21 protein-coding genes are annotated in these 21,854 nt (G+C 40.9%); all 21 read right to left on the bottom strand.

Features of this window, described 5'->3' with window-relative positions; all coding sequences use genetic code 11:
* Positions 1–155: 155 nt before the first annotated feature.
* On the bottom strand, positions 156–1,442 hold the full coding sequence (gene aroA / locus ACQKFG_RS06610; protein ID WP_349728050.1) for a 3-phosphoshikimate 1-carboxyvinyltransferase: 1,287 nt from the start codon (positions 1,440–1,442) through the stop codon (positions 156–158).
* 23 nt (positions 1,443–1,465) lie between these two features.
* Entirely contained in the window at positions 1,466–2,569 is a 1,104-nt protein-coding gene (locus ACQKFG_RS06605; RefSeq protein ID WP_427557205.1) for a prephenate dehydrogenase, read from the bottom strand.
* A 47-nt stretch (positions 2,570–2,616) separates the two neighbouring features.
* Positions 2,617–3,729 (bottom strand): histidinol-phosphate transaminase, encoded by a 1,113-nt coding sequence (hisC, locus tag ACQKFG_RS06600; protein WP_192205344.1) that lies wholly within the window; start codon positions 3,727–3,729, stop codon positions 2,617–2,619.
* Between the two features lie 84 nt (positions 3,730–3,813).
* Entirely contained in the window at positions 3,814–4,182 is a 369-nt protein-coding gene (gene aroH, locus ACQKFG_RS06595; RefSeq protein ID WP_427557201.1) for a chorismate mutase, read from the bottom strand.
* A gap of 24 nt (positions 4,183–4,206) precedes the next feature.
* The gene (gene aroB, locus ACQKFG_RS06590) at positions 4,207–5,286 is read right to left on the bottom strand and encodes a 3-dehydroquinate synthase (protein WP_192205346.1); all 1,080 of its coding nucleotides are present in this window, start codon (positions 5,284–5,286) and stop codon (positions 4,207–4,209) included.
* Positions 5,287–5,289: 3 nt separating this feature from the next.
* Positions 5,290–6,462: a chorismate synthase gene (aroC, locus tag ACQKFG_RS06585; RefSeq protein WP_192205347.1), complete on the bottom strand. Its 1,173-nt coding sequence runs from the start codon at positions 6,460–6,462 to the stop codon at positions 5,290–5,292.
* Between the two features lie 252 nt (positions 6,463–6,714).
* Complete coding sequence (locus ACQKFG_RS06580; protein WP_427557197.1) at positions 6,715–7,488, bottom strand: CheR family methyltransferase; 774 nt, start codon at positions 7,486–7,488, stop codon at positions 6,715–6,717.
* 185 nt (positions 7,489–7,673) lie between these two features.
* Positions 7,674–8,120, bottom strand: a complete 447-nt coding sequence (ndk, locus tag ACQKFG_RS06575; RefSeq protein ID WP_076365651.1) for a nucleoside-diphosphate kinase — start codon at positions 8,118–8,120, stop codon at positions 7,674–7,676.
* Between the two features lie 96 nt (positions 8,121–8,216).
* Positions 8,217–9,179, bottom strand: coding sequence for a heptaprenyl diphosphate synthase component II (hepT, locus tag ACQKFG_RS06570; protein WP_192205349.1), 963 nt, complete (start codon positions 9,177–9,179; stop codon positions 8,217–8,219).
* A gap of 34 nt (positions 9,180–9,213) precedes the next feature.
* Positions 9,214–9,924 (bottom strand): demethylmenaquinone methyltransferase, encoded by a 711-nt coding sequence (locus ACQKFG_RS06565; RefSeq protein WP_192205350.1) that lies wholly within the window; start codon positions 9,922–9,924, stop codon positions 9,214–9,216.
* Positions 9,925–9,927: 3 nt separating this feature from the next.
* Positions 9,928–10,758 carry a heptaprenyl diphosphate synthase component 1 gene (locus ACQKFG_RS06560; RefSeq protein WP_349728046.1) on the bottom strand — a complete coding sequence of 277 codons (831 nt, stop codon included), beginning with the start codon at positions 10,756–10,758 and terminating at the stop codon, positions 9,928–9,930.
* A gap of 247 nt (positions 10,759–11,005) precedes the next feature.
* Entirely contained in the window at positions 11,006–11,254 is a 249-nt protein-coding gene (gene mtrB, locus ACQKFG_RS06555) for a trp RNA-binding attenuation protein MtrB (RefSeq protein ID WP_076365643.1), read from the bottom strand.
* Between the two features lie 19 nt (positions 11,255–11,273).
* A complete protein-coding gene (folE, locus tag ACQKFG_RS06550; protein ID WP_076365641.1) occupies positions 11,274–11,840 on the bottom strand; it encodes a GTP cyclohydrolase I FolE in 567 nt (188 codons plus the stop codon).
* Between the two features lie 307 nt (positions 11,841–12,147).
* The gene (locus tag ACQKFG_RS06545; RefSeq protein ID WP_034308023.1) at positions 12,148–12,420 is read right to left on the bottom strand and encodes an HU family DNA-binding protein; all 273 of its coding nucleotides are present in this window, start codon (positions 12,418–12,420) and stop codon (positions 12,148–12,150) included.
* A gap of 504 nt (positions 12,421–12,924) precedes the next feature.
* On the bottom strand, positions 12,925–14,403 hold the full coding sequence (gene spoIVA, locus ACQKFG_RS06540; protein WP_192205352.1) for a stage IV sporulation protein A: 1,479 nt from the start codon (positions 14,401–14,403) through the stop codon (positions 12,925–12,927).
* A 232-nt stretch (positions 14,404–14,635) separates the two neighbouring features.
* A complete protein-coding gene (locus ACQKFG_RS06535) occupies positions 14,636–15,361 on the bottom strand; it encodes a hypothetical protein (protein WP_427557190.1) in 726 nt (241 codons plus the stop codon).
* Positions 15,362–15,374: 13 nt separating this feature from the next.
* Positions 15,375–15,572, bottom strand: a complete 198-nt coding sequence (locus tag ACQKFG_RS06530) for a DUF2768 domain-containing protein (RefSeq protein ID WP_048681698.1) — start codon at positions 15,570–15,572, stop codon at positions 15,375–15,377.
* A gap of 223 nt (positions 15,573–15,795) precedes the next feature.
* Positions 15,796–17,169, bottom strand: a complete 1,374-nt coding sequence (locus tag ACQKFG_RS06525) for a putrescine aminotransferase (RefSeq protein ID WP_192205353.1) — start codon at positions 17,167–17,169, stop codon at positions 15,796–15,798.
* A gap of 299 nt (positions 17,170–17,468) precedes the next feature.
* A complete protein-coding gene (locus ACQKFG_RS06520; protein WP_228467456.1) occupies positions 17,469–19,574 on the bottom strand; it encodes a sigma 54-interacting transcriptional regulator in 2,106 nt (701 codons plus the stop codon).
* A 411-nt stretch (positions 19,575–19,985) separates the two neighbouring features.
* Positions 19,986–20,306 carry a hypothetical protein gene (locus ACQKFG_RS06515; protein ID WP_427557186.1) on the bottom strand — a complete coding sequence of 107 codons (321 nt, stop codon included), beginning with the start codon at positions 20,304–20,306 and terminating at the stop codon, positions 19,986–19,988.
* Between the two features lie 133 nt (positions 20,307–20,439).
* Positions 20,440–21,777: an APC family permease gene (locus tag ACQKFG_RS06510; protein WP_192205355.1), complete on the bottom strand. Its 1,338-nt coding sequence runs from the start codon at positions 21,775–21,777 to the stop codon at positions 20,440–20,442.
* Between the last annotated feature and the right edge of the window lie 77 nt (positions 21,778–21,854).

The following is a 21,854-nucleotide window of genomic DNA, read 5'->3' as shown; positions in this document are numbered from 1 at the left end:
ACGCTATGGTGAATCTCCTTTTTGATCATGAACCCCTTTTTCATTATTTTCATGACCATACAGGTAAAAAAAGCCCGGATGTTAGCGCTTTCAACACTTTTGAGCATTTAAAAAAAGTTTACAGACCAAATAAGGTATGTAAACTTTTTTTATATTTACTTAATCAATTCACTCAAATGCCCAAAAAATTGTGGATATGATACATCTATGGCATCAGGATCAGCAAGTTCCACTTCCCCATCCGTTATCAAAGCCGCTACAGCAAGCATCATCCCGATACGATGATCTCCATGGCTTGTAACCTTACCTCCATTAAGGGCTTTACGTCCTTTGATGATCAACCCATCTGCTGTCGGGGTTATATCTGCCCCAAGAATGGAGAGCTCATTCGCAACAGTATCAATTCGATTCGTCTCTTTCACTTTAAGTTCTGCTGCATCCTTGATTGTCGTTATCCCTTCAGCCTGTGTTGCCAGAAGTGCAATTACCGGTATTTCATCGATGAGTCGGGGAATTAAATCACCGCTGATGGTCGTTCCTTTTAGTCGGGAACTTCTTACAGTGATGTCTCCTGCTGGTTCACCCTCGCTCGTCTTCTTCTCTATCGTAATATCCGCCCCCATCGATTTCATGACTTCGATGATTCCTGTCCTTGTCGGATTAAGGCCCACATTCTTTAACACCACTTCACTATTTTCCGTAATCGCTGCAGCCACCATGAAGAAAGCCGCCGAAGAAATATCACCCGGCACATGGATGGAAGTCCCTTTGAAGACTTGGTTTCCGCTTACTTTAATCGTGTGACCGTCCTTTTCGATTTTCCCGCCAAACTCTTGGATCATTCGTTCTGTATGATCACGGGTCTCTTCCGGTTCGATAATGATCGTTTCACCTTCCGCCTGTAAACCAGCCAAGATTATCGCTGATTTTACCTGCGCACTTGCTACAGGCAATTCATAGCGAAACCCATTTAATTTGCCACCTCTTATGCAGAGCGGGGTGTATTCCGCTCCTTTTCGGCCATCAATGACTGCTCCCATCTGACGAAGAGGGTTGACTACCCGGGTCATTGGACGTTTGGCTATCGATTCATCACCTGCCAAAACGGCCGAAAATGGCTGTCCTGCCAAAATGCCCATCATTAACCTGATCGTCGTACCAGAATTTCCGACATCCAGAACAGATTCAGGTTCCTTTAATCCATTAAAACCTTTGCCTTCAATTTTGACGTTCTGCCCATCTTGTTCAATATGGACTCCAAGCTGCTTAAAACAGGAAATCGTACTTAAACAGTCGGCTCCTGGAAGAAAATTAGTGACTGTCGTTTCCCCTTCGGCAAGCGCTCCGAACATTATCGAACGATGGGAGATCGACTTATCTCCAGGTATGGCAATCGAACCACGTAATGTTCGGATGTTTGTTTGTAATTTTTTTGAATTCATAAAACCATCCTTTCCTATCAATATTATGCCAGGATCGTTTCATAATCTGTATGTCTAGAAATACACTCCGCAGCTTTGATTCGATCAACATCCGTTTGGAAGCTGATGACCAGCACACCGTATATCTCTTCCCTGGTTTCAATGATCCTTATGTTAGTAATGCTGATACCTTCTTGAGCCAAATATCCGGTAATCTCAGAAATTATTCCGGCATAATCCGGTATATCGATATATAAATCATAAAACGCTGGTATGGCGCCTTTTGCATGTGTGGGCAAATCATCCCTGAAAATCTTGGCATCGGTAAAGAATCGAAGGATTTCTTCACTATCTTCATTCGCAACCAGACCTTTTATATGCTCCATTTCATTCAGCCAATCATTCATTAATTCAAGTAGCACATCCCGGTTATGTAACAAAATGTCACGCCACATTTCCGGACTGCTTGAAGCAATTCTTGTAATATCTCGGAATCCGCCTGCTGCAAGCCTTGAAATCAACTTGTTTTCCTTACTGTAATGTTCTGCCTGCTTAACGAGCCCCGACGCGACAATATGCGGAAAATGACTAATGACCCCAGTCAGCTTATCATGAGTGGCAGGACTGACAACCAGAAAGTTAGCTCTTGTCCCTTGCAGCCACCCTTTAAGCTGCTCAACTTTTTCTTCTTCAATGGAATCGCCGGGAGTAAGCAAATAAAATGCGTGTTCGAATAAATGCAATTTGGCTGCCGCAGCACCGCTTTTATGGGAACCAGCCATAGGGTGCCCCCCGATGAAGGCCACCCCTTTATCTATCAATGGTTTTGCTGCCTTTACGACTGTGTCCTTCGTACTTCCTGCATCCGATATGAGGACATCACTTTTTAAATCCATATCGGCCAATTGAGCTAAAATCTTCACGGTTTCATTGACAGGCACAGCAAGTAGAATCAAATCAGCTTCACGTGCTCCCGCTTCCAAAGATGATACAGACTCATCAATGATCCCCAATAGCGTCGATAGTTGAACATTCTTTCCGCTTAGGTCCGTACCAACAATCACGGCTTCAGGATGTGCATGGCGTACAGCCATGGCCAGTGATCCGCCAATTAGACCTAAACCTATTACAAAAACCTTACCCTTCACTCTTCTCTCCCCCGCATCTTTTATGCTCCTCTAGGTTTGATGAAACGTTAAAGCAGCGAATCAGAAGGTGCCTCAGCTTCATTCAAAAAAGTTTTAATCGCATTAATCATTCCTTCATTTTCTTCAGTGGAACCAATCGTTACCCTCAGGCTGTTAGGAAAACCGAAAGATTTCCCCGACCTTGCGATGTACCCGCGTTCAAGCAAATATTGAAACACCACGTCGGCATCCTGTTTAAAATGGATAAAGATGAAATTACCTTGTGACGGGTAATAAGCTAAATTTTCCTTATTGCAAAATTCATAGTACCGCTTGAGCCCTTTTTGATTTTCTTCCTTGCATTTTTCAATGAAGGCTTGATCTTCCAAAGCGACGATAGCAATATTCTGTGCAAATGTGTTCACATTGAATGGTTCCCGGGATGGATCTAGTTTCTGAATAATATCCTCATCCGCCAAACCGTACCCTACCCTAAAACTGGCAAGTCCATAAATTTTTGAGAATGTCCGGAGTATGATCAAATTTTTATATTTATTAATCCATTGATTCGTTCTCGGGTAATCCTCAGCCGTTGCATATTCACAATAAGCTTCATCCAAAACGATTAGAACATCTTCCGGCACTTTTTCGATGAACGATACTAAGTCCTGTTCCGAAATGTATTTACCAGTTGGATTATTTGGTGTACAAAGCCAGACAACCGCTGTTTTTTCATCTATAACTTTAAGCATTCCTTCTAGATCATGAGCACCGTCAATATGGGGAACTTCCCTGATTTCCGCACCTTCTAACGTGGCATTATGGCGATACTGCGAAAAAGTGCCTGTTGCCATGACCGTATTCTTTCCTGCTCCCAATAGGCTCCTGGAGATGATTTGAATGTTCTCATCAGATCCATTTCCAAAAATAAGCTGAGTTTCTTTCACACCTGTATGTTTTGCAACAGCTTCCCTAAGCATCGTGGCATATCCATCCGGATAGATGGCAAACGAATGGGTTGAATTCCTAACGGATTCTTTGACTTTTTCCGAACAGCCAAAAGGATTTTCATTTGAAGCTAATTTCGTGATTTTTTCCAACCCGTATAATTTTTTCACTTCATCAGTGGATTTTCCCGGTTGATAAGACTTCAAGGAGAGGACCGCTTCATTCCATTTCAAGTAAATCACCCCTATATATTTTTTATCACTTTAAAGTAACAAAGTGCGAAAGTAGTATATCATATTCATAGATTTTAAATCATCTTATATCTGCTTTGTCAAATCTGGCCGTAATACCGTAGCCCCTGCCTGGTATACATGATGTATTTCTTTTTGAGATTTCGTCGTATTTACGTGGATCATGACCCGGATGCAAAACGGCAGGGAATTGCTCACGGGTATTTCTTTCATGCATGTAACCGGTACATAAGTCCAGCCTTCGAATTTCCTCAAGGCTTTGGCGGGGAAGACAGAGCGAATCTCTTCCGTCGCAGAAAAAAATACAGAAGCTACCATATCGGGATCAATCTCGTTGACCCGAATGATCTCCGCCATCAACTTTTCGACAGCTGTAATCACTTCCATCTCTGTGTCTCTTTCTACTGTAGTGGCACCCCTTATTCCTCTTATCACACATAGTCCCCCTTCTTTAGAACTCTATATCATATCCGCCATTTCCTCTATCAGCTCAGTGTCGGCTAAATCCATTAATAGCGGTGACCCCACTTCGTTTAGCAGAACAAAGGTGGCTGAATCATTGACCGATTTTTTGTCTGTTTTCATTAAATCAAGTAGCATTGCATGTTCCAGTCGGGTTGGAATGATTATTTGATAACCTAAAGAAGAAACCCAGTCAATAAACTCATCTAGTTTAAAATCGAGATCCACTTTTTTCCTGCTTAATCTAAGAGCATATACCATCCCGATTAAAATTGATTCACCATGCGTAAAGTTTCCGTATCCCATTGAACTTTCCACTGCATGTCCAAGCGTATGACCAAAATTCAAAAAGGCACGAATGCCGTTTTCCTTCTCATCCTCTTCGACAATTTTAGCTTTAATGCCAATTCCTTTTGTAATCATTGTCAGGAATTGCTCATCCGTTAGATCATTCAAATCAACAATATTCGACTTTAACCATAGATAAAACTCATTATCTGCTATCAAGGAATGTTTAATGACTTCCGCAAAACCTGACCTTAATTCTTTAAGAGGCAAAGTTTTAAGAAATTCAAGATCATAAATGACCGCTTCAGGCTGATGAAAGGCCCCAATCATATTTTTCCCCAGCGGGTGATTGATGGCAACCTTGCCGCCCACTGCACTATCATGGGCGAGCAAAGTCGTCGGAACCTGTATAAATGGAATCCCTCTCATAAAAGTGGCCGCAACGAATCCAGCCAAGTCACCGACTGCACCACCGCCAAGGGCGATAATCAATGACTTGCGATTAATCTGATGGGATAAGCAGAAACTTTGGCATTCATAAAACACATCGAAAGTTTTAGCATGCTCCCCTTCTGGCACTACATGATGCAGGACCGGTTTTCCCGTCTTGATCAGAGCGTTTTTCACAGTTTCCAAGTGAAGTGCCGCCACTTTCTCATCAGTTATGATCAGAATCTTGTTTAGATGATTTAATTCGTGTGTTATTAATTCTGGCAATTCTTTTATTGCCCTCTTGCCAATTAAAACCGGATATTGCTTGGAAGCCGTTTTTATTTGGATGGATTCCATGATTTAAAACCCCTTTACTTCTTCCCGATATGATCTCATGTATTCTGCTAATTGCTCATACCGATCTGATGGGAATTGATCAATGATGGCAGCCGCCAGCTCCCATGCCACTACCGCCTCAGCAACTACCGCTGCAGCAGGAACCGCACAACTATCGGAACGTTCGACGCTTGCTTCAAACACTTCCTTCGTATCGATATCAACACTTTTCAAAGGTTTATATAAAGTCGGGATCGGCTTCATCACACCGCGTACAACTATCGGCATTCCAGTTGTCATACCGCCTTCAAAACCGCCAAGGCGATTGGTTTTTCGGTAATACCCCTGATCTTCGTCCCATGCGATTTCATCATGGACCTCACTGCCGAATAGATGGGCCGCTTCAAATCCAAGACCTATTTCCACACCTTTAAAAGCATTGATGCTCATTATCGCTGCGGCTAGTTTTGCATCAAGCTTCCGGTCATAATGCACATAACTTCCCACACCTACAGGCATTCCTTCTACAATGACTTCAACGATTCCGCCGATGGAATCTCCTTTTTGTTTCGCTTCATCAATTGCATCCTTCATCTGTTGCTCTACGTTTTTGTCAAAACATCTAACAGAAGATTCTTCCGTTACTTGTTGTAATTGCTGAATCGTTTCGTATTTTGGCGGTTCTGCCTTCACTCCGCCAATTTCCAAAACATGCGATGCCACTTCTATCCCCAATAAAGACAATAGCTTTTTAGCGACAGCACCTGCTGCCACCCTTACTGTCGTTTCACGGGCTGAAGAGCGTTCCAGAACATTTCTCAAATCGCGGTGCCCATATTTAATCCCGCCGTTCAAGTCGGCATGACCAGGACGGGGCCGGGTGATTTTACGTTTAATTTCTTCTGCTTCCTCTTCTGAAAGCCCTTCACTTCCCATAATCTTTGTCCAATGCTTCCAGTCATCGTTCTCAACCACCAAAGCAACCGGTGAACCGAGTGTGTAGCCATGTCTGATTCCCGAAGAAATGAATGCCTGATCTTTCTCGATCTGCATCCTTCTTCCACGTCCATGCCCTTTTTGCCGGCGCCCTAACTCTTGATTAATATCCTCATTCGATATCGGCATTCCTGCCGGTAATCCTTCAATGATAGTAGTCAGTTGCGGACCATGTGATTCTCCCGCTGTTAAATATCTCATCTTCCAGCCCCCTTTTAGCACTTTAAAGTGTATATGTATCAATATACCACAATTTTATGAAATATGGGTATATGTAAAACGTAAAAACCATATTGTTTGAATTTAATCACTTTTCTCTCTATTTTACAAGTACTTAAACATTTTCGATATAGTTTAATCTTTCAAATTTGAGTTCTACTGGATTTACCTTTTCACGACAAACGAAAAGGGACTGAATGATGTACAGAATCAGTCCCTTTTTATTCAAAGTATTTACTTTTTCTTATAAAAAAATGTGTCGACCGTTTCAAATTGATATTTTCCTGGGGTGAATATTTGCTCTGTACTTCCTACAAAAAAGATCCCGCCACTTTTTAGTGATGCACTGAATTTTTCATATAATAAATTTTTGGCTTCTTCAGTAAAATAAATTAAAACATTGCGGCAAACGATTAAATCGAACCCCCGTTCGAACCGATCAGCGAGAAGGTTTTGCTTTTTAAATGTCACCCTTCTCTTGATTTCATCATCGACACGATAAAACTCATCCCTTTTTTCAAAGTATTTCCTTTTGATTTCTTCAGGTACTTCATTTAAGGAACGTTCAGGATACATCCCCAATTTCGCTCGCGCCAATACATTTTCATCCAGATCCGTCGCCAATATCTCTATCTGGCTAAGTGGAACCAAATTGGATAATATCATTGCAATCGTATATGGTTCCTCGCCAGTTGAACAGGCTGCACTCCAAATTTTCAATTTTTTTTTGCTTGCTAATAATCCAGGAAGGATTTTACGCTCCAACACTTCCCATCTTTTCGCATTTCTATAAAATTCGGAAACATTGATTGTCATTCTATCCAAAAACTCATTTAAAACTCCGGAATTGGTTTGAATGTCTTTATAGTAATCACGAAATGAATGATACCCTCTTTTTTCATATAGAGTTGTTAGTCGCCTTTTCATTTGCCCTTCCTTATATAATGCCAAATCAATGCCTGTCAACATTTTGATATTACGAATAAACTCTTCATATTCTTGAGGCATTCCTACGACTCCCCTGCACATAATTATTTTAAGCGGTCCTTCCCTTTATATATCGGAGAGTGCCATATTTTCTTTAAACTAAAATAAATCCTCACCTTGCCGGAAAACTAAAAAAGCCATACAAAAAAAGCGGGTTCCATCGCATATGACGATGGAACCCGCTTTTTATAGAGTGATCGTATTAATTAATAAACCCACTCGCTTACAAGTTTAGAATACTCAACAATTTCTTCTTCTTTGAAGAATAAACCGATTTCACGTACAGCGCTTTCAGCTGAATCAGATCCGTGAATGATGTTTTTGCCGACAGTTACGGCAAAATCGCCACGAATTGTTGCTGCTGCTGCATCTTTAGGATTAGTCGCACCCATCATTTGACGTGCAGTAGCGATTACGTTTTCGCCTTCCCAAACCATTGCGAATACAGGACCTGAAGTAATGAAGTCCACTAATTCGCCAAAGAAAGGACGTTCTTTGTGCTCGCCATAGTGTTGCTCGGCCAATTCTTGAGAAATCACCATTAATTTTGCTCCTGCAAGAAGGAAGCCTTTCTTTTCAAAACGGGAAACGATTTCACCGATTAGATTGCGTTGAACGCCGTCAGGCTTAACCATTAAAAATGTTCTTTCCATGAATGTCACTCCTAATATGTATCATTGTTATTTGCCTATATAAGGCAATACTTTTAGAATATTACCATTGTTTGATGAGATTCGCAACTCCCATTATCAAAACTTTCTTTTTCCGATATTTTTCGCGATGTCCGATAGAGTTTTTCTAGCCTTAATGGCAGGAAGGCCTTTCAATTCAGTAAAAGCCTTTTCTAAATACATATCACTGATCCTCGCCGCCTGTTCAATGGCACCGGAAGTTTTTATCGCATTGATTATATGGGACATTTCGTCTTTTGGCGTATCTTCCCGAACCGTTTCGATAAGCTTTTTTAACTTTGGATCTTCCATAGCAATCAAAACGGGCAAAGTGATATTACCTTGAATCAAATCACTGCCGGCTGGTTTCCCAAGCTCTTCTTCCGAAGCCGTAAAATCCAATATATCATCGGTTATTTGATAGGACATACCGACATAATATCCGAATTTAAATAGCTTTTGATGGACCCTTTCTTCAACACCTGCTGAAATGGCTCCCAACTGGCAGCTGGATGCTATGAGCAATGCCGTTTTCCGTTTGATCCTTCTAAAGTATATCCGCCAATTCTGTTCGAAATTGTACTTATCTTTTATTTGTTCAATTTCCCCTAGACATAGTTCAACCATAGTATCAGCGAGAATTTGATGCGCAAGCGGAGACTCGATAACCGCCATCATTTCCAGTGCACGAGCAAAAATGAAGTCGCCTGTGTACATGGCGACACGATTATCCCATTTTGACTTAATGGTAGCCGATCCCCTGCGTAAATCCGCATCATCCACAACATCATCATGTACAAGGGAGGCCGTATGGATGAGTTCCAAAGTCGCTGCGACATGTTTTACGACATGAATATCATAGTTGCCAAACTTCGCACCCAATAGGACGAATACCGGACGGATCCGTTTTCCACCGGATTGCAGTAAATGCAGGGAAGCTTCCCTTAAAACCGTGGAATCCGCTTCAATTGCGGCTTCCAGCTCTTTTTCTATTAATTGCAAATCTGCATTCAAAAATGAATACATCATTTTAAATTTCATACATTCCACCCAGCTTTGTCCATTGCTATTCTGTTTATTTTGAAGGCTTGTACCCGAAATGTGTTGCTGCTACCCCACCGAAATGGGCCTTATAACTGACATTTTCCATTCCTGCCTGCTTAAACATGTTTTCAAGCTTTTTCATGCCTGGGAAATCCCGGGCTGATTCCTGCAGCCATGAGTATTCACTATAGCTTTTTGCGAATAATTTGCCGAACATGGGCATAATGAAACGGAAATAAAAATAATAGCCCTGTTTAAAGCCTAGCATCGTTGGCTGTGATGTATCCAGGCAAACGACCATTCCACCCGGCTTGGCTACACGGTTTAACTCTTTAAGCACTTGCATGTAATCAGGGACATTCCGCAGCCCGAAACCGATCGTGACATAGTCAAAGCTATTATCCTCAAAAGGAAGCTCCATTGCATTCCCATGCATTAAGGAGACTTGATCTAGATTGAGTTCGTTCACCTTTTGTTCGCCGATTTTCAGCATGTTCTTACTAAAATCCAGACCAACAACCTTTCCTTCTGGTCCTACTTCATTAGCAAGGGCAATGGTCCAGTCCGCTGTTCCACAGCATACATCCAGTGCATGGGCGCCTTTTGGGACATTCATGATGGCCATTGTAGCCTTACGCCATTTAAGATGCTGTTTAAAGCTGATGAGGGAATTCATCTTGTCATAATTTCCGTAGATCTTTTCAAAGACATGATGAACTTTTTGCTCTTTAGACTGCTCCATGTTTCACCCTTCTTTCACATATGAATTTGCTATACTCTCTGATTGTTCCAAGATGGCCTTCACTCTTTCCAGTAGCTCATCATCCAACTTTGCAAGCTTCCGCAACGAGCGCTCTACGGATTGCCTGGCATCCCACAGGCACTTGTCGAATTGGCTGCGTATCTGTTCTTCTTTTTCCGAAATGGGTACTTCCCCACCAATCGAGTCATCAAAAGGCATTTCCCTTAGGACATCAAAAACTATCGATTGACCCGACTTCATATAACTGCTCTTCTCAACATGCAACCGTTTTAAAAGCAATAGATCTTCCGATAGTTCCATCCAGGCAGGTTCACTATAGTAATCCCCCAGCTTATGAATCAGCGAAGCCTCGATCGCTTTTATCGTCATTAAAAGCGTTGGTACATCATTAATGGAACCTTGTTGGTAAAGGATGATTTTATTATCATTTATTTTTTTTATCGCGCTTGAAAGTATACGGATCATGTCAACATTACCTACACTGGCAAGCCCTTGATAATATAAGCCGCTATAGTAATCTCCGGCAAGCACTTGCAATTGACGATTTTTCAATACTTCTGGCGACTCGATTCCTTCACCCGAATTCGAGACGATCTCATGTGTATCCAGAGCTATTTGCACTAACATGGTTGAAATGATATATTGATTCCGTTTTTCGCTTGTAACGTCCAAATCGTTAAACAATCCCCAAAGCAATATCAGTTTATCTTCGTCCAAGCTTGGCTTTTGTATATACTTCAATAAATATGGATGTTGAGCTTTCGTTTCTATTAATCGTTTTAATTGCCTTATGTCGTCCGTTATGTTTAACAATTGAGATCACCCTTGCATCCCCGAAAGATAATTTTTTTCATACATATTGGTTTCTGTCTGTGTCAAATACACATTATTATACCATAAAAACAATCAGATGAAATGGTCAACGTTTATAAAATGAAACTTCCAAAAATAAGGAAACCATTGTCTTTTGCTCTTCAAAAAAATGGATGCGGGAAATTTACAGCTTGTTAAACCCATATCAGATGATTGATTTACTAATTAACCAGGCATTGAGACGCTATCATTTGTCAGGAGAATTCTTTTTGGAATCACTTTCTATCTCTCCGAATGGAGTATAGACCTTTGCATGGCCCCTGATTTTAATTGCCGAGGTATGCTCGGTGAATTGGGCGATCATCACCTCTCCCGAGTCAAGCTTTTCGGAGTGATGAAACTTGGTGTCCGTTCCCCTTGTCAACCCGATGACATTCACGCTATCCTCAATGGCTTTGATTACGACAAAATCATTCAGAATCTTTTTTTCATTCATTTTTCCTGCCCCCATGTTCTTAGTCTTTAATGAATGCCAGCACTTCAGCTCTAGTACGGTGATCCTTCGCAAACGTTCCCCTTACAGCTGAAGTCACTGTTTTAGATCCGGGTTTTTTTACACCGCGCATGGTCATGCACATATGTTCAGCCTCTACTACAACCATTACACCATGTGGCTCGAGCTTTTCCATTATCGAGTCAGCAACTGTAGAAGTGATGCGCTCTTGAAGTTGCGGACGCTTCGATACAGCCTCAACCGCCCGTGCCAATTTACTTAGGCCAGTCACTTTTCCGTTTTTCGGAATATATGCTACATGGGCTTTCCCGTAAAAAGGGACTAAATGATGTTCACATACTGAGTAAAACGGAATATCCTTTACAAGTACGAGTTCTTCATGGTCCTCCCCAAAAACAGTATCGAAATATTCCTTTGGATCCTGATTAAGTCCAGAAAAAATTTCTTCATACATTCTGGCTACACGGCTAGGAGTATCCAGCAGTCCTTCCCTCGTTGGGTCTTCCCCTACAGCTTCAAGAAGCATTTTAACCGCTTCTTCTAATTTGGCATGATCAACATTAGCCATTGTTTGTACCTCCTAAAAAATCAATAATATTATGTATTCAGATAAAAAATCCAAGGCGTTGCACCCGGATATCCATAATTACGATTATTAAAGCGACCCGTTCCCCCATACACTGACGCCCTTTAAAGGCAGTTTCGTCGGAAGCGGTATTCTGATGGTCATTTCCTTGTGGCGGATTTACCATCTGTTAGCGTTTCAAAAATATTCACTGTCTTTTATATTATCACAGATGGAAATTAAGAAGCAAAAAAAGGACCGCGTTTTCACGCGGCCCTTTTCGGTTAAGCACCCGTATGTAATGGTAGAATTACTTCACTGCATCTTTCAGCGCTTTACCGGGTTTGAAAGCTGGCACTTTGCTAGCTGCAATTTCGATTTCGTCACCAGTTTGTGGGTTACGGCCTTTACGAGCCGCACGTTCACGAACTTCAAAGTTACCAAAACCAATCAATTGGACTTTATCACCGTTTTTTAGAGCTTCTAAGATTGTATCAAAAACAGCATCAACAGCTTTTGTAGCGTCTTTCTTAGAAATTTCAGTTGCTGTAACAACTTCATTAATTAATTCTGTTTTGTTCATGCCATTCACCTCCTCCCAAAAGGGATCTTTATAAAAAATCATTATTACAACACTATAATAGTGATTTGATATTAGTTTCGGTCAAAAAATTTTCATTCCCTGGCAATCATGAATTACCAAGCCCGAATAATTTCCAAATAATTCATCCAGAAACCTATAAATAGGTTGAAATCGCTGTTATAACGCGTTTTCTGTATGTAGATTATCACAAATCCTATTAGCTTAGCAAGGGAATTCAAAAAATAATGGGAATCTTTTCATTAATAATTGTATATATTATAAATTTTGTCTTTCGCTATTCATCATTTCCCTTTTTTATAGAAATTAAACTTATTATATTGCTGAAAATCGCTTAACCACAGGGTTTTTAAAGATTATACTAAATAACGGCAGATCATTTCAAATATTAGCATTCATAAATGATATTTTTTCTGCGATCCTGCCGTTCATCCCATGCAAAAAGACCAATCCATAAATGGAGTTGGTCCAGCTTTTAAACGTTTTCTATAAGATGATGGCAATCAATCCCCCACTGCCCTCATTAATGATCCTCTCCAGTGTTTCTTTCAATTTATAGCGCGCATTGTCTGGCATCATCGCTAATTTCACTTGTATGCCTTCCCTTACATAAGAACTTAGGCTTCTCCCAAAAATATCGGAGTTCCAAATGGAAAGTGGATTGTCTTCGAAATCCTGCATCAGATACCGGACTAATTCCTCACTTTGCTTTTCCGTACCGATGATTGGCGAGAACTCGGATTCGACATCGACCTTGATCATATGGATGGAAGGAGCTACGGCTTTTAGCCTGACACCGAACCTGGCTCCCTGACGGATGATTTCCGGTTCATCAAGACTCATATCGTTAAGGGATGGGGCTGCAACACCATATCCAGTTTGTTTGACCATTCTTAATGCATCGGCCACCTGATCATATTCTGCTTTAGCATACGCAAAGTCCTGCATCAATGATAACAGATGATCCTTGCCCCGGATCTCTTCACCGACAATTTCCTTCAAGATATCATCATAGAGTTCATCAGGGGCGTATAGGTCTATTTCTGCAACACCCTGACCCATCTCAATGCCTGCAAGCGCGGCACGGTCAATGAACTCGAATTCATTGAAATGACCGACTACACGATCCACATCCCTCAGGCGTTTAATGTCCTTGACGGTCTCTTTAACCGCTTCCTGGTAACTTTCCCTCAACCAATGATCCTCGCGCAGAACCATTACCCAGCTCGGGAGATTAACATTGACCTCAAGGACAGGAAACTCGTACAGGGCCTCGCGCAGTACGCTATAAACATCCGATTCCCGCATTCCTTCGACACTCATGGCCAATACAGGGATATCATACTTTTCCTGCAGGGATTCCTTCAGTGCTACCGTATTCGGGTGGTGGGGCTGAACGGAATTGACAATCATGATAAAAGGTTTGCCAACCTCCTTCAATTCTTCGACAACCCTTTCCTCGGCCTCTAAATAATCACTTCGCGGAATTTCTCCTATCGATCCATCCGTCGTAACGACAACACCTAATGTGGAATGATCCTGAATTACTTTGCGAGTACCGATCTCAGCCGCTTCATTGAACGGAATCGGTTCTTCATACCAAGGCGTGTGAATCATGCGGGGACCATTTTCATCTTCATACCCTTTAGCCCCTGGTATTGTATAACCGACACAATCGACTAAACGGATGTTCACGTCGAGGCCTTCAGCTACTTGAATCGATGCTGCCTGATTCGGTACGAATTTTGGTTCCGTCGTCATGATAGTCTTTCCGGCTGCACTTTGAGGCAATTCATCCTGTGCCCTGGCACGGTCCGCTTCTGACGGTATATTCGGAATGACGACTAGCTCCATGAATTTTTTAATAAATGTGGATTTCCCTGTCCTGACGGCACCGACCACCCCCAAGTATATATCGCCACCGGTCCGTTCAGCTATATCTTTAAAAATATCTACCTTTTCCAAGGTATCCCCTCCCGAATTAGAGTTTTGGGATTTCGTTTATCCATTTGCATTTATTTAGGACATTATATATCTATGATGTTGTCCTAAAAATTTATTCCAATTATTTCCCTGGTTCAATCCCTTCCTCCACCAGAAATTTTATATAAGGGTTGTTATTTTAAAAGTAAGATGAAATAAAGATAAATGAAATAACCCTTCCCCTACAATATATTTTGCAGAAGAAGGGTTATGCCTATTTTGTAAGAAATATTGGATTATTTGTTTTTCCATCAATTGTATATGGCAATGAATAGGCGGGGACGAACTCCGAACTCTGAACCAGCAGTTTCCGGATATCTTCACCTGGCTTAATTTCCCCCTCATGCTTCTTCAATGCCTCAAGTAAATCCGGGGTATAATCAACAAAAATACTGCCTTGACCATCGACTACAAGATATAAGTCTTTTTGTGAAAATGGGCTCGTGACCGTCGGAGCTTCCTTCAGGCCCATTTTCTCATAATCAAGAGTGAAGACATTATCTGATAACCTTTCCTTAAATGGCGGATATCCGTTGCTTTGCTGATAAGCAGTCAATCTCAAGGAAACATCCTGAATCTTCTGCGCCATCCTGACATCCAACAGCTTTACGGTCGGATCCTTTTCAACATTTACGAGGATGTATTGAAAGACGCCTCCCGATTCAAAGGCATTGTCTGGAGGTTCAGCCATATACCTCGGTGAAATCTTAGAAAATTTTATGACATATTTTTGATAAATCGGTGTTTCAGCTTCTTTTGTAACGATGGGCAGTATGCCGCCTTCATCTTTCTGAAATTGGTCCACTGCACTTTGGACTGATTGTATTTGCTCTTTATAAGGCAGTTGGTTTTGCATTTTTTGCTTTTCCGGATATAAGCAGCCAGATAATGATACAGAGACGCATAATAAACATAATATTTTGAAAAAATTTCTCATCATTTCTCCTCACCTATCAAGTGGTTGGCCCGCTAAGAACAACGATAAGGATGATCAAGCCGGCCAGAATCATAAGTATGTATGCGATAATTGCTGTCAAGACTCTCCAAAAACCTTTTAATTTATAGCGGCTTAAGTAGATTAGAAATATAGAGATAACCATAAAGCCCATAGCTATAAAGGATATCCACATTTTTTGCAGAGCAGGTGTCATATTTTCATCACTCCTTTTTCCAGAAATTATTATAACATACCAAATTACGTTAAAGGAATTAAATCCTTGTCCAATCTGTGTAATTCTCGTTTTCATGACTCATTTTTCTTGAAAAAAATTTCTGAGGAGCAATTATAAAACAAAAATATGTAAGTAATCCCCATACCCTCTCCCTCCAATTCAAAAAAAAACAGCCCTAAGGCTGTTTTTCTGCTTACATAAATTAAGATTGCAGCGTCGGCAAGACTTCTTTAAACGCTTTAATGACTGTATCGACTTCATCCAACTTAATAGTCAATGACGGCTCAATCCTTATTGTTTTGGAATTAATGAGCGTACCTGCTACCAAGATGCCTTTATCAAAGAGGGCTTTTGAGAATTCATAACCCACTTCATCTTTATGGAACTCAATACCGATCATCAAACCTTGGCCGCGGATCTCCAAAACCTTATCTTTGTGCTCATCAGCCACTTCCCTTAACCCATTTAAGAAGTATTCACCAACTTCTGCAGCACGCTGCGGTAAGTTTTCTTCCAAAAGTACGTCGATTGTCGCAATGGCCGCAGCACAAGCTAGTGGATTTCCACCAAATGTCGTAGTGTGCATGAATGGATTGTCGAACCAGCTTTTAAACACTTTCTCATTGGCTACAACAGCTCCTGCAGGCATTACCCCGCCGCCAAATGCTTTTGCTAAACAAATAATGTCCGGAACAACATCATATAGCTCGGAAGCGAACATTTTACCAGTACGGCCCATTCCAGTTTGCACTTCATCCAATATTAATAACGCATCATATTCGTCACATAATGCCCGAACCTGCTTCAAATAACCTTGCGGAGGAAGGATGACCCCACCTTCACCCTGGATTGGCTCCAATAGTACAGCTGCAACATCTTCACCGACCAACGCACAACTTTCAAACGTTTTTCTCATCATATCCACATCACCAAAAGGTACATGACGCACACCTGGAATCAATGGAATGAACGGTTTTCTGAACATGCCTTTTGCCGTTGCCGATAGTGAACCAAGGCTTTTTCCATGAAATGATTTTGTCGTGGAAATGATCGTGTGTCGGTCACTGTACATTTTGGCCAGCTTAAGTGCAGCCTCCACGCTCTCGGTACCGCTATTCGTAAAGAACGAGTATTTTAGATCTCCCGGCGTGATTTCGGCAAGGATCTTGGCAAGCATTGCACGTAATGGATCAAGTAAGTCCTGACTATGAAGGGCTTGTCTTTGCAATTGATCGGTTACAGCCTTTACAACTTTAGGGTTACGGTGTCCTACATTATAAATACCAAATCCACCTAAACAATCAATATATTTTTTTCCATTTACATCCGTAAAACAGGAATCTTGATCAGACCACTCAACCGAAGCGAATTGTGTGTCTTTAGTGACCGTCTTGCGGTATTCCAAAAACCCTGGGTTTACATGCTCACGGAAATTCTCGACCGTTTCTTTTGTTACCCACTGTGCATCTTCTTTTGAAATTTCTTTTTGTTCGATTAATTGAAGCACTTTTTTAATATAATCTTGGGTTGCTGATTGTTTAGTTTGAGTGTTTTTACTTTCTACGTTAATTGACATTTTATAATCTCCTTTTTTTATAACTTTAGTGGATGGTTAATTAAGATTGCTTCTTTATGAAACTTTGATGCTTACCTCCCTTTTTTCTTATACCTATTAATCAAGCAAGAACCATGCCAAGTTAATTAACCAATAAAATCGCATTTCTTTTTGATAAATCCATCCGATTCTATGCAAATGTGCATAGCGTTATTTCACTTTGCATAATCATCTTGAAAATCATTAATAGCTCCCCTAATGCCGTCAATAAAAATAAAAGCCGTTGACAAGTGATTTGCATCACTTGCAACGGCTTTTATTCAAAATGCATTGTTTTCAATTTTCTTATTCTGTTCAGCTAACACTTTTTGATACTTCCTGCTCACTGACGATTGACTTATCCCGAGCGCTTTAGCCGCTTTGGTCGTGGTTTTATACTGTTTCATGGCAAGCATGATCAATTGTTCTTCGACATGATCCTGTGCTTCCTGCAGTGGAAGAATTCTCGTAATAATGGGTTTCGATTGTTTAAAGTCACTGCCCACAGGTATGAACCTTTGAATGAAGTCAGCATCGATCGTCTCTTCATCTGCAGAAACAACCAATCTTTCAATCATGTTCTGCAACTCACGAATGTTCCCCGGCCAGGTGTAGACTTCCAGTATATTTAATGCATCGGGGGAAAAGTGGTAATTCCGCTGATACCTTTCATTCAGTTTTTGCAGGAAATGAAAGGCTAGCGGCGGGATATCCTCCGGCCTCTCCCTTAAAGGGGGCACATGTATGGGGATGACGTTCAATCGATAGAATAAATCTTCTCTGAACGTGCCCATCTCGACCATTTTTTCCAGACTCTTATTCGTGGCTGCAACAATTTGAACATCAATGGAAATGGGCGTGGTGCTGCCGATCGGAATCACTTCCTGTTCCTGGAGGACCCGCAGCAGTTTGACTTGAAGGTGTATTGGCATGTCACCCACTTCATCAAGGAATAAAACACCTTTATTGGCCTGTTGAAAGTATCCTACCTTCCCATTTTTATCCGCTCCTGTAAAGGAACCCTTCGTATAACCAAACAATTCACTTTCGAGGAGGTTTTCCGGAATCGCCCCGCAATTTATCTTCAGGAAAGGCCGTTTAGATCGCCTGCCCATTTTATGAATGGCCTCGGCTATCACTTCTTTACCTACTCCCGACTCCCCATTGATTAATACAGTAGATGAAAAATGAGCGATTTTCTTGACTTGGCTGATTATCTGCTCCATTTTAGGACTTGCAAAAACCAACTCTTTATAAAATTGATCTTGTTTTTTGAAAGAGTCCAGTTCTTTCCTCATTTCATTTAATTCCGATTTCAATTGGGTCGTTTCCGTTATATCCCTTGATGCAATGACTATTCGATCTATATCGCCTTTTTCATTGAACACAGGAGTACCCACGGATAGGACTTTCTTATTCATTTTCGTATCCTGGACAACCGATACTTTCTTTTTTTGGTCAAGGACTAACCGGGTGACCGAAGGATTAAAAATCCCTTCATCTTCTAATTGCAAGAGATTTTTCCCTATATAATCTTTTAAGTCCTTCCCCCAGAATCCTGAGATGATGCTGTCACTATAGCGCAGCAGCTCTCCTTTTTGATTGACTACAAGTATTTCATCATAGATATTCGCCAAAATGGCATTCAAGTCTTTATTCGAGCTTTTTATCAATTCTATTTCCATGGCCATTTCCTCAACCATCGGTAAATCCTGAACGATGATGATCAGGCCTTCGACTTCTTTTTCATGGTTCAGAATCGGGCTATAGTCGACAAGCACACTCATGACATCAGTAATCTCCAACTGATTCAGAATACTGCTCCTGCTGGCAAACACGCTATGTATATGCTGCTTATTAAAGATGTTCGCAGCAGGTTCATTAATGACTTGATCAGAAGGCTTTTTTATCATCTTCAAGCCTGATTCATTAAAGTTCACGATATTTTTTTCTTTATCAGCCACAAAAATCCCCATAGGAATGGAGGTTAAAATCACATTAAGCAGGTCTAAATTTTGTTTGCTGTCCTGCTTGAATAATTCAGCTAATACATCTTCCCTTTTTACATAACCGGTTAGCAGGCCATCATCCGTTTTTATCAGTACGATAGGTTCACCGATAATTTGAAACAGATGCGGCAAGGAAATGTTAGGGTGCAATTTACAGACATTATCAATCGAAAAGGCATACTGTAAAAGCTGATCGACTGTCGTTATTTTTCCATTTAACGGGAGGTCATCCATGCGGATATACGCAAACACTTGATTCTCCTTCATAAGAAAGAAGAAAGGTTCCTGTATCTCATGAATTTTTTGGTCTGAAAATGTAGGCTGATCAATTGTTATAGTTATGAATGGTCTTATTTTATCATCCGGAATAGATAACACATTTTCACTCTCCTTTTGTAACCTAACCTATATTTTATCACAATTCTGAATTGCAAGATAAAAAATAACATGCACCATTACCCATTATCGATCATTTACCTTTATTCGTTCCACAACAAAAGGGTCCTTTAACGGACCCTTTTGACCTAAAAACATGGTATGCACCTTAGATTTATTTTATAAAGGACCGCTCACTTTTTCTTAGCCTTTATAGCATACCCTGCTTGTTATGATTCGAGGATGACCGTCCTCGCGCCTTGGGCGCTTTTTTATAAAGATAGGGAGGCTTCCACCATACCGTCATTACGGTTCCATACCTGTTTGCAAAGTTTTAAAACCACTATAAGAACTTAATGATCTTTGCTTTCAAAGGTTCTGCTACCGTCATTTCTCCTTGTCCCGTATGAAATATCACAGATGGATGAAACGATGAATATGACCTTGACAAAACGTCGAAATAATCAGTAAATTTAGCACCGATGCAAAATCGGGTACAGAAGTAATGCTGTAAAGAAAATGCGGAACAACAATTAATTGACCCATTCGAATGGATGGTTCATTCATCAGTATCGACTTACCTGCAAGAAAACAACCGGAATATGTATAAATAGATTTTTTCGTATACCCATATACCAAACCTGCCGAAGGAATGATCTTTCCATAACTGCACGCTGTGAAAAGCATCACCATAAAAGCAAGCCAGCAGGCTCCCGGAACCATACCAAGTGACATATTCTTGCTCATAAGTACTAGCACAAGTCGCTGACGCCATACGAAAATAGAACAACAGGCATGGGCATTAACGCCTTCTTCATTTTCCAATCAGCTATATAATAACCACCCTTGTTTCATGAATACAATAGCTTCACTGTGCTTTTTCAAAACGGAATAGCGGAGGGGATTCCGTAAACCATTTTGTCCGATACAGAAGATAGCCAATCCCAATTACCGCCCAGACAATCCCTAAAATCAATGAACTCATCTCGAGATTAAGCCAAAGGATGAAGACCGAAGCCGCGCCTAAAATCGGGGAAAGAATAGTTGAAAGAAATCCTTTAATCGTTCTGAAGCTTTTGTTTCTTATTGCGTGGACGATTACGCAAATATTCACGAAGGTAAAAGCGATTAAAGCCCCAAAGTTTATGAGGGAAGTGGCCGTAACCAAATCAAGGAATAAGGCAACCAATGATATGGACCCGACAAAAATGACATTAAAAAATGGCGTGTTATATTTGGGGTGGATAAAACCAAATAGTTTTTTCGGGATCATTTGGTCACGCCCCATGACATATAGCAACCTAGAAACACTAGCATGAGATGCAAGACCGGAGGCAAGTGTACCGCATAAGGTTCCTGCTAGAAAGAAAGCCTGAAATAACTTCCCGCCAACGAAAAGGGCAATTTCCGGAGAAGCTCCTTCAGGATCGCTAAAACGGGAAACATCCGGGAAAAATAACTGTGTAAAGAATGATGCCGTCACAAATAATCCCCCTCCGATAAGGGCAGTCAAAAAGATGGCCCGTGGTACCGTTTTGGATGGATTTGACGTTTCTTCCGATAAAGTAGTGACTGCGTCAAACCCCAAAAATGAAAAGCAAAGGATTGTAGCACCAGAAATGAGCGTCGACATTTCCAAATGTGGCCCGATGAATGGCTGAATCGACAAGACCTCTCCAGCGCCTTCTCCACCCATGACCCCTTTAACCACAAGTGCCACAAAAATAACGATGACCAACATTTGAAAAAATACAAGGAAGCTATTAAAGTTGGCCGCAAGATTAACATTGAATAAGTTAATGAATGTCATTAAAAGGACAAATGCCACCACCCATATCCACGGATATACTTCCGGAAAAAGAGCAGTTAAGTATATTTTTGTTAAAATGCCGTTCACCATCGGTAAAAATAAATAATCTAGTAAAGAAGACCACCCGACAAGGAAGCCTAAATGTGGATTAATCGTTTTTTGTGTGTAAGTATAGGATGAACCTGCCTGCGGATAGATTTTCACCATTTTTCCATAACTGGCTGCAGTAAACAACATCGCTGAAAGAGCAATGACATATGCGGTTGGCACATGCCCCCCCGTTTTTTCGGAAACTATGCCGAATGTATCAAAAACAACCATCGGCGTCATATATCCAACACCAAGCAATACGATATGCCATAAATTTAAAGACCTTTTCAGTTTACCTGTTTGCATGTATCATTCCCCTTCCTTTTTTAGCGAGAAAAGTAAACCAACTTTCCTCGCCTCCCTAATAATTTTTGGTCATATTA

The organism is Peribacillus sp. NPDC076916, assembly GCF_050269675.1.
GTDB classification, from domain to species: domain Bacteria; phylum Bacillota; class Bacilli; order Bacillales; family DSM-1321; genus Peribacillus; species Peribacillus aracenensis.
Note: the sequence above shows the minus strand (reverse complement) of the source record. Positions and strands in the feature narration are given on the sequence as shown.